Annotated in this window: 12 protein-coding genes; 2 read left to right on the top strand and 10 right to left on the bottom strand. The window is 66.9% G+C overall.

Annotated elements, in window-relative coordinates; translation table 11 throughout:
• Window positions 1-4: 4 nt before the first annotated feature.
• Complete coding sequence (locus tag AC1DQR_RS31040) at window positions 5-1,009, bottom strand: tripartite tricarboxylate transporter substrate binding protein (RefSeq protein WP_477134391.1); 1,005 nt, start codon at window positions 1,007-1,009, stop codon at window positions 5-7.
• Between the two features lie 315 nt (window positions 1,010-1,324).
• Between AC1DQR_RS31040 and AC1DQR_RS31035 the strand changes: the two genes are divergently transcribed.
• Window positions 1,325-2,461, top strand: a complete 1,137-nt coding sequence (locus tag AC1DQR_RS31035; protein WP_416051424.1) for an AraC family transcriptional regulator — start codon at window positions 1,325-1,327, stop codon at window positions 2,459-2,461.
• Window positions 2,462-2,601: 140 nt separating this feature from the next.
• Here AC1DQR_RS31035 and AC1DQR_RS31030 read toward each other — a convergent pair whose 3' ends face one another.
• From AC1DQR_RS31030 to AC1DQR_RS31000, 7 genes are all read right to left on the bottom strand, one after another.
• A complete protein-coding gene (locus AC1DQR_RS31030; RefSeq protein WP_416051423.1) occupies window positions 2,602-3,036 on the bottom strand; it encodes a universal stress protein in 435 nt (144 codons plus the stop codon).
• Between the two features lie 44 nt (window positions 3,037-3,080).
• Window positions 3,081-3,299, bottom strand: coding sequence for an HP1242/YdcH family protein (locus AC1DQR_RS31025; protein WP_043357222.1), 219 nt, complete (start codon window positions 3,297-3,299; stop codon window positions 3,081-3,083).
• Between the two features lie 503 nt (window positions 3,300-3,802).
• Window positions 3,803-5,047 carry a CaiB/BaiF CoA transferase family protein gene (locus AC1DQR_RS31020; RefSeq protein ID WP_416051422.1) on the bottom strand — a complete coding sequence of 415 codons (1,245 nt, stop codon included), beginning with the start codon at window positions 5,045-5,047 and terminating at the stop codon, window positions 3,803-3,805.
• On the bottom strand, window positions 5,044-5,907 hold the full coding sequence (locus AC1DQR_RS31015) for a MaoC/PaaZ C-terminal domain-containing protein (RefSeq protein WP_416051421.1): 864 nt from the start codon (window positions 5,905-5,907) through the stop codon (window positions 5,044-5,046). Before AC1DQR_RS31015 ends, AC1DQR_RS31020 begins: the two co-directional genes overlap by 4 nt.
• Before the next feature lie 4 nt (window positions 5,908-5,911).
• Window positions 5,912-6,826, bottom strand: a complete 915-nt coding sequence (locus AC1DQR_RS31010) for an SDR family NAD(P)-dependent oxidoreductase (RefSeq protein ID WP_043357229.1) — start codon at window positions 6,824-6,826, stop codon at window positions 5,912-5,914.
• 85 nt (window positions 6,827-6,911) lie between these two features.
• Window positions 6,912-7,913, bottom strand: coding sequence for a tripartite tricarboxylate transporter substrate binding protein (locus tag AC1DQR_RS31005; protein ID WP_416051420.1), 1,002 nt, complete (start codon window positions 7,911-7,913; stop codon window positions 6,912-6,914).
• 78 nt (window positions 7,914-7,991) lie between these two features.
• Window positions 7,992-8,984 carry a Bug family tripartite tricarboxylate transporter substrate binding protein gene (locus AC1DQR_RS31000; protein WP_416051419.1) on the bottom strand — a complete coding sequence of 331 codons (993 nt, stop codon included), beginning with the start codon at window positions 8,982-8,984 and terminating at the stop codon, window positions 7,992-7,994.
• Between the two features lie 193 nt (window positions 8,985-9,177).
• On the opposite strand from AC1DQR_RS31000, the gene AC1DQR_RS30995 reads away from it, so the two are divergent.
• On the top strand, window positions 9,178-10,080 hold the full coding sequence (locus tag AC1DQR_RS30995; RefSeq protein ID WP_150985207.1) for a LysR family transcriptional regulator: 903 nt from the start codon (window positions 9,178-9,180) through the stop codon (window positions 10,078-10,080).
• A gap of 156 nt (window positions 10,081-10,236) precedes the next feature.
• Here the strand turns inward: AC1DQR_RS30995 and AC1DQR_RS30990 are convergent, their stop codons facing one another.
• Both AC1DQR_RS30990 and AC1DQR_RS30985 read right to left on the bottom strand, forming a co-directional pair.
• Window positions 10,237-11,565, bottom strand: coding sequence for a TldD/PmbA family protein (locus AC1DQR_RS30990; RefSeq protein ID WP_477134390.1), 1,329 nt, complete (start codon window positions 11,563-11,565; stop codon window positions 10,237-10,239).
• Window positions 11,565-12,998: a TldD/PmbA family protein gene (locus AC1DQR_RS30985; protein WP_477134389.1), complete on the bottom strand. Its 1,434-nt coding sequence runs from the start codon at window positions 12,996-12,998 to the stop codon at window positions 11,565-11,567. Before AC1DQR_RS30985 ends, AC1DQR_RS30990 begins: the two co-directional genes overlap by 1 nt.
• Between the last annotated feature and the right edge of the window lie 63 nt (window positions 12,999-13,061).

The raw sequence follows: 13,061 nt of genomic DNA, 5'->3' as shown, positions 1-13,061 counted from the left end.
AGGCTCAGTCGAGCCGGATATTGAGCTTGCGGATCACGCCGTTCCAGTAAGCCTGGTCGGCGCGCGCCACCTCGGCGAACTCTATCGGCCGGGTGCCTTTGACGATCACGCCAAGGTCGGTCATGCGCTGCCGGATATCGGGCGTGGCCAGGATGGCGTTCACGTCCGCCGAAACCTTGTCCACAATCGGCCGCGGCGTGCCGGCCGGGGCAAACAGGCCGAACCAGCCAGGCCCGTCCAGGCCGCTGTAGCCCAGCTCCTGGAAGGTCGGCACCTCGGGCAGCATGGGCGCCCGGGTGTTGCCCACCACCGCCAGCGCGCGCAGGCGGCCGGTGCGCACATGCGGCTTGATGCCCATCACGGAGATGGTGCCCACCGACACCTGGCCGCCCAGCAGGTCATTGAGCAACGGCGCCTCACCTTTGTAGGGGACATGGATCATGTCGAGCCCGGCGGCGCCGGTAAACACTTCCATATAGAGGTGCGCGCCGCTGCCGGTGCCGTAGGTGCCGTAGGAATACCCTTTCGGCTTGCCCTTTGTCATTTGCACCACCTCGGCGAGGCTGCCCGGCATGGACGAATTGGCGGCCACCACCAGGTGCGAAGTCGCCAGCTCCGACAGCGCGACGAGGTCGCGCATCGGGTCGAAAGGCGGCTTTGCATACTGGCTGGGCAACTGCACCACGCTGGTCAGCGTGAGCAGCAAGGTGTAGCCATCCGCAGGCGCCTTGGCCACCGCATCGGCACCGATCATGCCGCTGGCGCCCGGGCGGTTTTCCACCACCACCGTGCGCTGCCATTGCTGGCCAAGCGGCGCGGCAATGGCGCGGGCGAGCACGTCGGTGGCGCCCCCCGCCGGATACGGCACCACCAGCCGCACCGGCTTGGCAGGGTATCCGGTGGGCACGGCGCCTTGCGCGAGCGCGCTGGCGATCCCGGAGATGCCGCCACCAGCGGCCAAAGAGGCCGCGCCAAGCCGTAACAGGGTCCTGCGACGTCCTATCTGCATCCTGCTTCTCCCCTCGTGAACCGCCACGCCGCGCCCTGCGGGTGCGCAGGCCGGCAAGGGATGAGATTGCGCGATGGTGCACTGCGTGGACAATGACCTTTCGGCCCAAAATGATTGGCCGAATCGTTCAGGGAAAAGCCTGCCTTTGGTAAATCCGGATTGTGCTGGGGCGCAGCATCGGGTTAACTGGCGCACATAGCCGGCACAGAACCGGCGGTGGTCCGGCAAGCCCGAGCATTGCGCTGCGGTGCAGCGAGATGCAGCCCACGGTAGATCCGGATCGGGACCAGGGAGTCCGTTGAGAACGAGGAGACAATGCAAATCGCCGCACTCAGGGCATCCGCGCCGTCATCGATGACGGTGCCGCTCAGTTCCCTCCCGCCAGGCACACCGCGCGCCGACGCCGCCCAGCCGCCCACGCGCCACACCATTTCCGTGCTGCAGCTGCACCAGATCGTGCAAGGCGCACGCCGGCTTGGCTGCGACATCGACGCCCTGCTGCGCCGCGCCGCCATTTCGCCCGCGTTGCTGCAGTCGCCCAACGCGCGCGTGAGCGAGGGCCAGTTTGCCGCGCTGATGCGCTCGATGCGGCGCGTCACGCGCGATGAGTTCTGGGGCTTGCTCAGCCGGCCGGTGGCGCCGGGTGTGTTCGCCCAGGCCTGCCAGGCGTTGATCCACTGCGCCACGCTGGAAGACGCCATGCGCGCCGGGCTGAACCTGTATCGCCTGCACCTGGTCGATTTCGTGCCTCGGCTGCAACAGCGCGACGGCCGCGCCACCCTGCTCCTGCTGCCTCGCGCGCCCGCCACGGCGTGCCGCCAGTACGCGCAGTCCACTTTCGCCTTCCAGGCTTACGGGGTGGCCAACTGGCTGGTGGCGCAGCGCATTCCCCTCGCCGGCGTCGACCTGGCCGCGCGCGGCCCGGAACCAGCGCGCGGGCCATTGCGGCTCACCGACACCGAACGGGTCTTCAACACCCAGGTCCGCTATGGCCAGCCGCACACCGCCCTGCACTTCGACGCCAGCTGGCTGCGCCTGCCCGTGGTCCAGGACGCCAGCAGCCTGCAAGCCTTCCTGAACGACACGCCGCGCAACCTGCTCACCCGCTACCGCGACGACTCCTGCCTCGCCGAGCGCATCCGGCGCCACCTGCGCTGTCACCTCGACGGCGAACTGCCCTCGCTGGAACAAATGGCCGAGACCCTGCGCCTGACGCCGCAAACCCTGCGCCGCCGCCTGCGCGACGAAGGGCGCGGCTACCAGAGCATCAAGGACAGTCTGCGCCGTGACGCGGCCATCGCCTTCCTGGAACACACGGACCTTGCACTGCAGCAGGTGGCGCTGCGCGTGGGGTTTTCAGAACCCAGCACGTTCCATCGCGCATTCAAGAAATGGACGGGAGTGGCGCCCGGGGAGTACCGGCAGCGGCAGATGATGGAGTCCGCGGCCTGAGTGCCTGGACGCGGCAGATGAAGATGAAGATCCCGCCGGGTCGGCGGTGAGCGCTCGGCTCGGCGGGATCCGTGTGACGCGGGGAGATTGCGCCGCTAGCGCGGCGCAACAAATCAAAAATCAAAAATCCCCTGGCATGCTCAGCGGAACACCAGCACCGGAATATCGCTATGCGTCAGCACCTTCTGGGTCTCGCTGCCAAGCAGCAGGCCGCTGATGCCGCGCCGCCCGTGCGACGCCATGAAGATCACGTCGCAGCCGAGCTCCTTCGCCATGCCGATGATGCCGCGATAGGGCGCGGACGCAATGGACGTGGCACCCGCACATGGCACGCCGGCCAGTGCCGCGGCCGATTCCACCTTGGCCAGCTCCCCGCGCGCCGCGGCCTCGATGCGATGCTCGAAGACCGACTTCTTCTCATGGCCCGCGTCGCTGGACATCAGGAACGGATACTCCTCGAGGCACATATACGGGGTCAGCTTGGCGCCGGTCGTCCGCGCGAACTCAACGGCCGCCGGGAAGGCCTTTTGCGAGAGCTCCGATCCGTCGATGGGTAGCAGGATATGTTTGAACATGGGATGGCCTTTCAATTGGCAGATTGGCGGATTTGAAATTGGCTTCAGGAAGCCGAGACCTTGCGCAGGATGACGTAGAGCTGGTCCTTCAGCAACAGCTTTTCCTTCTTGAGGATCTCGATGGCGGTGCCATCTGCGGGAACCGTGCCCGCCTCCATGTTCTTGATCTCATGGTCCAGTTCGTTGTGGCGGGTGAACAGCCGCGCAAAGTGGGCGTCCTGGGTCTTGAGGATGGATATCTGATCGCGGAATTCAGGAAACATGGGCCTCACCTTGGGTGGGAGTTGGAAGGCTGGAGCGTTCAGGAGCATTGTGCCGGGAACCAGGCACGCGAGGCTTGATATGGATCATGTCCGGTGGGCTGGGAACCCCGCGGGGGCATCGCTCTTGCCGGATGGCCTTATCCCGGGCGTCGCCATGCCTGATCGCAATTGACCGGCCGACCATAGCAACAAGAGTTTTCTGGACGTCACGGGAATAGCGCCTGATAGTTCGATCTAAAAAAAGAGCCCAGCCTCGATCCATGGGCAGAACGATGCACGCGATGCATTCGTGCTCCTTGACTCTGGCGGCGGGCCAAGCCGCCCGCCGGGCTCCCGCGGGGGCGCGGGCTGCATGCGTGGAGGCAAGTCCACGCCGAGCGCGATTCTATGCGAACCGGAGTACGTCAGGATTTGGAAATTTCGCAATATGCGCCGCCGTCCGCAGACAGACGGTACGCACCCCGGCGGCCGCACCTGGGCAACGCGTACCGCCGGAACCGGCCTCAGATCAAGCCTTGTTCGCGCAGGGCCGCGATCCGCGCTGCCGACATGCCCAGCACGCCCGAAAGCACCGCCTCGGTATGTTCGCCCAGCCGCGGCGGCGCCGCGTCGTAACGCACCGGCGTGGCCGAAAGCCGCAACGGACTCTTCACCGTGGGACAAACCCCGCCATCGCTGCGCACCATATCCACCTGCAGTTCACGGTACCTGACCTGCGGATCCTCCAGCACCTGCGCATAGTCGTTGATCGGCCCGCAAGGAATGCCCTCGCGTTCCAGCGCTTGCACCCAATGCGCGGTCGTGCCCGTGCGCATATGGGCTTCGAGCAGCGGCACCAGCACATCGCGATTGACGATGCGGCCAGTGCCGGTGGTGAAGCGTTCGTCCGTGGCAAGGTCCGGACGCGCCACGCCCCGGCAGTACCCTTGCCATTGCCCGTCGTTGCCAGCGGCCACGATCATGTAGCCATCCGCCGTGGCAAACACGTGGTACGGCACCATGTTCGCATGCGCGTTCCCGAAGCGCTGCGGCGTCTTTCCAGTGATCTTCTGCGCCAGGATTGGCGTCGCCCCGACCGCCACCACCGCATCGAGCAGCGCCATGTCGATGCGCTGCCCCTCGCCCGTACGCTCGGCATGGCGCAGCGCCGCCAGCACGGCCACGGTGGCGTACATGCCGGTAAGCATGTCGACCACGGCCACGCCGACCTTCTGCGGGCCGCCGCCGGGCAGGTCGTCGCGCTCGCCGGTGATGCTCATCAGCCCGCCGATGCCCTGGAAGATAAAATCGTAGCCGGGCTTGTGCGCGCTCGGGCCCTCCTGGCCGTAGCCGGTGATGGAGCAATAGACCAGCGCCGGGTTGATGGCCTTGAGGCTGTCATAGTCCAGGCCATAGCGCTTCAGGTCGCCGACCTTGTAGTTCTCCAGCACGATCTGCGATTTCGCCGCCAGCTCGCGCACGATGCTCTGCCCTTCGGGGCTGGCGATATCGAGCGTGACTGAGCGCTTGCCGCGATTGGCGCCGGCGTAGTAGCTCGCATCGCGCGAGGGCTTGCCGTCGCCGTCGGGCAGCCAGGGCGGGCCCCAGGAGCGGGTGTCGTCGCCCACGCCGGGTCGCTCTACCTTGATCACCTCGGCGCCGAGGTCGGCCAGGTTCTGGGCGCACCAGGGGCCGGCCAGGATGCGCGAAAGGTCCAGCACGCGTACGCCGTCGAGCGCGCTCTTCATGGTTGTTGCCGTTGTTGTCATGCACGGAACTCCGCTACGCCATTGCTGAGCACGGTGACGTCGCGCGCGGGCACGCGGGCGTCGAACAGCACGCGGCCGCCGCCTTCGCGCCACATGCGCACTTCGAGGGTTTCGCCGGGAAATACCGGGCGGGAAAAACGCACATTGAGTTCGAGCAGCTGATCGCCATCGCCGTTGGCGAAGGTGTCGACCAGCGCGCGCGCCGCCACCCCATAGGTGCACAGGCCGTGCAGGATGGGCGCGTCGAAGCCCGCCGCGCGCGCCACTTCCGGATCGGCATGCAACGGGTTGGGATCGGCATTGAGGCGGTACAACAACGCGGCCTGCGGCATGATCGCCAGGTTGCGAGCCGCATCCGGCGCGCGGGCCGGCGCTGCCGGCAGTGCTTCGGGCGCGGTATCGCCCTGGCCAAAGCCGCCATCGGCGCGGCAGAAGGTGGTGTGGTTCACGGTGGCCAGTTCGGCACCGGTGGCCGCATCCACCAGCGTGCGCTCCACGATCACGAGCGCGCCCTTGTCGGCCCCCTTGTCGATGACATGGGTCACCCGTGCACGTGCACGCACGGTGCCGGACACCGGCAGCGGACGGTGCAGGCGCAGACGCTGCTCGCCGTGGACGATGCGCACCCAGTCGATGCCGCTCTTCGGGTCCTGCATCCAGAAGCCGGGATAGGCCAGCACCACGGCCTGCGTTGGAAAGGCCTTGAGCTGCGCTTCATAAACGTATTGCAGCTGGCGCGGATCGGTGGGCTGCTCGCCCAGGCCAAGACCCAGCGCGTAGAGGATGGAATCCTTCTCGCCGTAGGTTTGCGTGACCTCCGGAAAGTCCCAGTTCTTGATGCGGTTGTAGTCGAGCGGCATGGTGTCAGATCGGGTCCCAGCTGATCACGTCGGGCGAGCGCTCGAGCTTGAAGAAGCTGTTGCGCATCGCGGGGATGGCGATCTCGGCAATGGACTCGGGGGTCCAGCCTTCGCTCATGTGGACCGAGCGCACCGGACGCGGCTGGCTCATCAGCATGATCTCGTTGGCGCGCACGGCAAAGATCTGCGCGTTGACTTCATGCGCGGCATCGCTGGCGAGGAAGGCGGCCATCGGCGCGACCTTGTTGGCTTCCATCTTTTGCAGCTTGGCGACACGTGCCTTTTCTTCCGGGGTCTCGGAGGGGATCGAGCTGGTCATGCGGCTCCAGGCGAACGGCGCGATGCAGTTCGAGCGCACATTGAAGCGGGCCATGTCCAGTGCGATCGACTTCGACAGCGCGGCAATGCCAAGCTTGGCGGCCGAGTAGTTGGCCTGGCCCAGGTTGCCGATCAGGCCGGAGGTGGAGGTCATGTGCACGTAGGCGCCGCTCTCCTGGTCCTTGAAGTGGTTGGCGGCGGCGCGGCTGACAAAGAACGTGCCGTTGAGGTGGACGTCGATCACCGAGCGCCATTCTTCTTCGTTCATCTTGAAGAACATGCGGTCACGCAGATTGCCGGCGTTATTGACCACGGCATCGATGCGGCCGAAGTTGTCGATCGCGCATTGCACGATTGCATTGGCACCCTGCCAGCTCGATACGCTGTCGGTGTTGGCTACCGCAATGCCGCCGGCGGCGACGATCTCGTCGACTACGCGCTGCGCGGGGCCGGCGTCGCCGCCTTCACCGGTGAGCGATACGCCGATGTCGTTGACCACCACCTTGGCGCCGGCCTTGGCCAGTTCCAGCGCTACGCCGCGCCCGATGCCACCACCCGCGCCAGTCACCAGCGCTACCTTGCCTGCCATCACTCCACTCATGCTCATACTCCTGTCTATACGTTTGTTTGCTCGGCGGCCTGGCACGCGCCAGGCCGGATATTGGTTGATCTCTTTGGTTGATCTCTTATTCCAGGCGTGCGCCCGAGTCCTTCACGACCTTGCTCCAGCGCGTGATCTCCGCATCGATATGCGCGCCCAGCGCGGCCGGCGTGGAACCCACCGGCTCATAGCCATTGGATGCCAGGTTCGCGCGCAGGTCCGGCTGGGTCAGCACAGCCGCGATCTCCTTGCTGAGCCGCTCGACAATGGCGCTCGGCGTGCCGGCCGGCGCCAGCACCGCATACCAGCCATTGATGTCGAAACCGGGCACGCCGGCCTCGGACAGCGTGGGCACGTCCGGCGCCAGCGTGGCGCGCCTGGCGCTGGTCACGGCCAGCGCCTTGAGGCGGCCGCTGCGGATATGCGGCATCGAGGTGGAAATGCTGTCGAAGGTCAGCTGCACCTCGCCAGCCAGCATGGCGTTGACCACCTGCGCGCTGCCCTTGTATGGCACGTGGGTCATCTTGACGCCGGCCAGGCTGTCGAACAGTTCGCCGGCCAGGTGGCCAGTGTTGCCGTTGCCCGCGGAGCCGAACGTGAGCTGCCCCGGCGCAGCCTTGGCCGCGGCGATCAACTCAGGCACTGTCCTGGCCTTCAGCGAGGGGCTGCCGGCCAGGATCAGCGGCAGGTTGGCCACCAGCGATACCGGCGCGAAATCCTTGCGGGTGTCATACGGCAGCTTGGGATAGAGGCTGGCATTGATAGCGTGCGCGGCCAGCACCACGATCAGCGTGTTGCCGTCCGGCTTGGCGCGCGCAAGTTGCTGCGAGGCAATGGTGCCGCCGGCGCCCGGCCGGTAGTCGAGCACCACGGGCTGGCCCAGCCGCTCCTGCAGCTTGGCCGCCACGGGGCGCGCCAGCAGGTCAGCGCTGCCACCCGGCGGATAGGGAATCAGCAACTGGATCGGCTTGTTGGGCCAGGTGTCGGCCAGCGCCGAAGCGCTCGCGCCCAGCAGCCCCGCCGCGAGCGGGGCAATCAGCACGGCCTGTAGCCATGACCTGCGGTGGCGCGCTTTCAGTGCTTGCATGCCTTGCCCTCTCGTTGCGTTGCGTTGTGATGTGATTTGATGTGGCGTGGTGTTGCGTGCCGTGCATCGGGCTCGCCCTCATTGCTGTGGAATGCCGGTGTCCTTCACCACCTTGGCCCAGCGCACGCGCTCCGCGTCGATGAACCTGGCGAAATGCTCGGGCGTGTCGCCGCCCGGCACGCCACCGAGATCGGCCAGGCGCGTTTTCACTTCGGGCTCGGCCAGGATGCCGGCCACCGTCTTTTGCAGGCGCGAGACCACTGCAGCCGGCGTGCCCGCCGGCGCCACCAGGCCGAACCATGCGGTCACCTGGAAGTCGTCGAGCCCGGCTTCCTTCATGGTGGGCACGTCGGGCAACTCGGCCACGCGCGTGGCGCTGGTCACCGCCAGCGCGCGCAGCTTGCCGGACTGGATATGCGGCAGCGAGCTGGGCAGGTTGTCCACCATCATCGTCACCTGCCCGGCGACCAGGTCGGCCACGGCCGGCGCGGCACCCTTGTATGGCACATGGATGATGTCGATGCCGGTGCGCTTCTTGAACAGCTCGCCGGACAGGTGCACCGATTGCCCGGTCCCCGACGAGGCAAACGAGAGCTTGCCCGGCTGGGACCTGGCCAGCGCGACCAGTTCCGCCACGTTGCGGGCAGGCACCTTGGCGTTGACCACCAGCACATTGGGCACCGAGACCACCATGGTGATCGGCGCGAAGTCCTCGGCACGGTAGGGAAGTTGCTTGTACAGGCCGTAGTTGATGGCATTGGGGCCGATATTGCCCATCATCAGCGTATGGCCGTCTGGCGCGGCCTGGCGCAGTGCCTGCACGCCGACGATGCCGGCCGCGCCGGCACGGTTTTCCACCACCACGGGCTGGCCCAGCAGCTCGGAGAGGCGCTTGCCGACCAGCCGCGAGGCGATATCGGTGGTGCCTCCCGCCGCCGCGGGCACAATCAGGCGCACCGGCTTGTCCGGATAGTCGGCTGCGGCAGCGCCGCCCATGGTGGCCAAGGTAGCCACGCCCAGCATGGTGGCCACGCCCGCCAGCCTGCTTGCGCTGTAGCGCCGAACTGTCATGTGTCGTCCTCCTGGGTGGCTGCGCGGCGGCTCGGGTTTCGCGCCGCCTTTGCGCAAGGCAAGCCGGTAACCGCCCGCGCAATACGGACGAGCCGGCCTTTATGGTTCTCTTGCCACGCCGAATACGATAAATTGACGGCGGGGACATTGCTATTCACGATTGACAAAAGAGGCCTTTGGCCCAGCGAAACACATGCATTACGACCTGACCGACCTGCGCCTGTTCCTCAACGTCGGCGAAACCGAAAACCTGACCCGCGCCGCCGAGCGCAGCTTCCTCTCCCTGCCCGCCGCCAGCACCCGCATCAAGCAACTGGAAGAGGCCTTCCAGACCCAGTTGCTGATCCGCCAGGTCAAGGGCGTACGCCTGACGCCCGCCGGCGACGCCCTCTTGCGCCACGCGCGCGAAGTGTTCCGCGAACTGGAGTGCCTGCACTCGGACCTGCGCCCTTACGCCAAAGGCGTCAAGGGCCGCGTGCGCCTGCTGGCCAACACTACCGCCACCAACTCCTTCCTCGCCACCGCGCTGTCGCGCTTCCTGGCCGAGAACCCGGACGTGGATATCGAACTGGAAGAGCAGCTTTCCCAGGCCATCGTCTCGTCCATCAGCGCCGGTGCGGCGGACCTCGGCATCGTCGCCGGCGAGGTCGCCACCAATGACCTGGAGGTCATGCAGCTCTGCAGCGACGAACTGATCGTGATCGCGCCGGTCAACCACCCGCTGCCGCAATTCACCAGCCTGCACTTTGCCGACCTGCTGGATACCTGCCGCTTCGTGGGCCTGAACCAGTTCAGCGCCATCCAGTCCTTCCTGGACCGCATCGCCAGCGGCATGGGCAAGCGCATCAGCCTGCGCATCCAGCTGGGCAGCTTCGACGCCGTGTGCCGAATGGTGGAGGCAGGCGCGGGCATCGCCATCGTGCCCAATAGCTGCGCGCGGCGTTATGCCAGCCGCAAGGTGCTGCGGTTTATTCCGCTTGAGGATGAATGGGCCAAGCGCGATCTGCGTCTGGTGCGCCGGCCGGGGCGGGAGTTGCCGCAGTTTGCGGAGACGTTGATTCAGTATCTGACGGATGCGGCGCGGGAGCCGGTTTGAGCGGGACTCCCGGCCAGCCCGCATCTGGTCATTGCGCGAAATGGACGCCAGACCGAATTCCGTCTGGATTCGGTCATGCTGGTGACGCCTGCATGCACTCACCGCGAGACGAGTTCGGGCAAAGCTGAGGAGCCAGTGCGCCAGCTCCTCATTCGCTCAGAGCGTCAACGTTAGTTTTCCGGTCAGCGCACCTGGCAACAGCGCCGAATCGGTCTGCCGCTCGCCATAGGTATTGCTCGACACCCGCAACTGCCGCTCGCTGGTCAGCGCCTCGAGGTGCTCGCCCAGGAAGCTGTAGATGCTGTCGTCAAAGCGCATCGTGCCAAGCGGTGCCTGGATGCGGCCATCTTCCACCCAGAACGTGGCGAAGCGCGTCATGCCCGTCATGCGGGCCGCCGGCGCATCGGACCAGTTGAGATACCAGAGGTTACCTATATAGAGGCCCGTGCCAAGCGCCGCAAGCACGTCGTCCTGCGCGAGCTTGCCGGCCGCCATGGCAAGGGACTCTGGCGCCTCACCGGCACTGGCGGAATTGGCGGCGAGATCGTACTCGCGCGCGCTGCGTGGGTAGACCAGGCGGCCAGCAGGCAGCCCCGCTTGGACGAGCGTCACGTCGCTGCGTGGAATGCCTTCCGGGCCGAAGGCCGGAGCCAGCGTGCCGCTCGCGCGTTCATCCAGGTCAAGCAAGTGGCTAAGCCGGGCGCCGCCATCGTACAGCCGCTGCAGCGGGCTTTCCTTCTGCGCCAGCGCGCGGGCCGAGAAGCCGCCCCAGGAACACATGCCGAGCACATCGTCGAGGGCGGCGGGGGCCAGGTAGGCCCGGTAGTCGCCGGGCGGCAACACGCGCTGCGGCTTGCCCAGGTGCTCCAGCTGCCGGCGCGCCTGTGCAAAGCGGCTGGCGAACTCGGCGGCGTCCCAGCGCGAGCCCGCGTAGTCGGCCTTCACGGCCTGGCCGTTCTCGTGGAACAGGCTCCAGTCGAAGTGGAAGCCCTGTGCGGCATGCCAGCCGAAAGCGCCGAAGCTGCTGGCGAAGCCACGGTAGAGCGGGCCGGCGGCATAAATGCCGACCAGGTCGAGCCCATGCGCGGCCTCATCTATCTGCGCGAGCACTTCTGCGGTGTCCGGCGGCGCGGCCGCATCGGCCAGCGTGCGCTGCCAGGGCGCGCGCTCCAGCATCAGGTAGGGGTCCGGCTGCAACTGGCCGATGGCCTCGCGCAACTGCAGCAAGCCGTCGGCGAGGCGCTGCCGATCGGTCGCGGGATCGCCCGACAGCGCGACGGCGATATTGGCGTGGCGCTCGTCGCGGATCAGCTGGAGCCGCGCCGTGGCCTGCCGCACCTGTCCGGCCTGGCGCACCCTTGCGCGGTTGAAGCGGATGAACTCGGACGCCTCCGCGCTGTACCACAGCGTGAAGGCTTCGCCCTCTCCCAGCGCCTTGCGCACATCCTCGGCCAGCGCCGCAAACAACGACTGCGCATCCGTCATCACGCGGCACCTCCAAAGACTTCCACTTGCTTGAACACACAGGCCGGCGAAGCATGGCCGACGCGCACCACCTGGTTAGGCTCGCCCTTGCCGCAGTACGGCGTGCCGTGCACCTCGAAGGTACTGGCATCGCCAACGGCAGCCAGACTGCGCCAGAAATTCGCGGAAACGCCGCGATAGTTCGGGTTCTTGACCACGCCCTTGAGCTCGCCGTCCTTGATCAGGCGCCCCCATTCGCAGCCGAACTGGAACTTGTTGCGCGCATCGTCGATGGACCACGAACGGTTGGACGACATCAGGATGCCGCGTTCGATGCCGCCGATAAGTTGCGCCATGGTGCGGTCGCCCGGCTCCAGGTTGAGGTTGGCCATGCGATCGATGGGCGGGCGGTTCCAGTTGCAGGCTCGGCTGTTTGCCACGCCCGGCAGCCCGCTGCGCCATTGCGACAGCGCGCCGCCCAGCGGGCGCAGCAACAGGCCATCCCGGATCAGGAAGGCCTTCTGCGCGGGCTGGCCTTCGTCATCGTGGCCATAGCTGGCCAGTTCCTCGGGAATGCCCGGGTCGAAACTGATATTGAGCAGGTCCGAGCCGTACTGGTAGCGGCCGAAGTCCTCCAGCCCGATAAAGCTGGTGCCAGCGTAATTGCGCTCATCGCCGAGGATGCGATCCAGTTCCAGCGGATGGCCGATGGATTCGTGGATCTGCAGCATCATCTGGTCCGGCATCAGCAGCAAGTCGGTAGGGCCGCTCGGCGCGTTGGGCGCCAGCAGCAACTGCAAGGCTTCGTCCGCCACCCGCGATGCGGCGCCAGCGAAGCCGAGCCGCGCGATGACCTCCGCCCCGCCCTGCTGGCCGCTGCCGAAGCCGCCAAAGCTGCGGGTCTGGCTGTCGCTGCCGTCGAAGGCGGTCGCGCTGATGCCGGGATAGACGAAGCGCAGAGCCTGCCATTGTTCGGCGCCTGCGCTATTCAGGTAGAGCTGCTCATGGCGCTGGTGATCGAGATAAACCAGCCAGTTCACCAGCCGCGGATCGGCGGGCACGCTGGCGGACACCGCCGCCAGCAGGGCGAATCGTTCGGCCAGCCCGGGGAACGCGCCATGCCAGCCAGGGGATTCGTAGCGGGCCTGGCCTTGCGGCGGCTCCAGCCCGCGCAGGTCGACCAGGCCACGCCCGGCGATCCGCCGGGCGAGTGCCTCGGCGCTGTCGAGCGCGCGCTGCAAGCCGGCCACGCTGAGATCGCTGGTGGCGGCGTAGGCCTCCACGCCATCCAGCCGCACGCTGAGCATGGCGCCCATGTCCTGCATGAAGGACGGCGGCTCGGCGACGCCGCGCCGCATCACGCAGTGCTCGCCGGTCTGGCGCACGAGGCGCAGCGAGTGAAACCCGGCGCGGGTGGTTAGCGCAGCGAAGTGCTGTCTGGCGCGATCGAACAAGGGGGGCTCCCGGATCCGTAGTGGAAGAGCCAGTGCTGGCGCGATCAGCTTCAGCCGATGGGC

The sequence above is a fragment of the Cupriavidus sp. 05L411 genome (genome assembly GCF_056398045.1).
The sequence above is the reverse complement of the archived record's forward strand: the minus strand, read 5'-3'. Positions and strand labels throughout refer to the sequence as shown.

Excerpts from the sequence above, each read along its gene's own strand:
- AC1DQR_RS31030 (WP_416051423.1), bottom strand. The coding sequence starts at position 3,036 with ATGTTCAAACATATCCTGCTACCCATCGACGGATCGGAGCTCTCGCAA.
- AC1DQR_RS31035 (WP_416051424.1), top strand. The coding sequence starts at position 1,325 with ATGCAAATCGCCGCACTCAGGGCATCCGCGCCGTCATCGATGACGGTG.
- AC1DQR_RS31025 (WP_043357222.1), bottom strand. The coding sequence starts at position 3,299 with ATGTTTCCTGAATTCCGCGATCAGATATCCATCCTCAAGACCCAGGAC.
- AC1DQR_RS30995 (WP_150985207.1), top strand. The coding sequence starts at position 9,178 with ATGCATTACGACCTGACCGACCTGCGCCTGTTCCTCAACGTCGGCGAA.
- AC1DQR_RS31040 (WP_477134391.1), bottom strand. The coding sequence starts at position 1,009 with ATGCAGATAGGACGTCGCAGGACCCTGTTACGGCTTGGCGCGGCCTCT.
- AC1DQR_RS31005 (WP_416051420.1), bottom strand. The coding sequence starts at position 7,913 with ATGCAAGCACTGAAAGCGCGCCACCGCAGGTCATGGCTACAGGCCGTG.
- AC1DQR_RS31015 (WP_416051421.1), bottom strand. The coding sequence starts at position 5,907 with ATGCCGCTCGACTACAACCGCATCAAGAACTGGGACTTTCCGGAGGTC.
- AC1DQR_RS31010 (WP_043357229.1), bottom strand. The coding sequence starts at position 6,826 with ATGAGTGGAGTGATGGCAGGCAAGGTAGCGCTGGTGACTGGCGCGGGT.
- AC1DQR_RS31000 (WP_416051419.1), bottom strand. The coding sequence starts at position 8,984 with ATGACAGTTCGGCGCTACAGCGCAAGCAGGCTGGCGGGCGTGGCCACC.
- AC1DQR_RS31020 (WP_416051422.1), bottom strand. The coding sequence starts at position 5,047 with ATGACAACAACGGCAACAACCATGAAGAGCGCGCTCGACGGCGTACGC.
- AC1DQR_RS30990 (WP_477134390.1), bottom strand. The coding sequence starts at position 11,565 with ATGACGGATGCGCAGTCGTTGTTTGCGGCGCTGGCCGAGGATGTGCGC.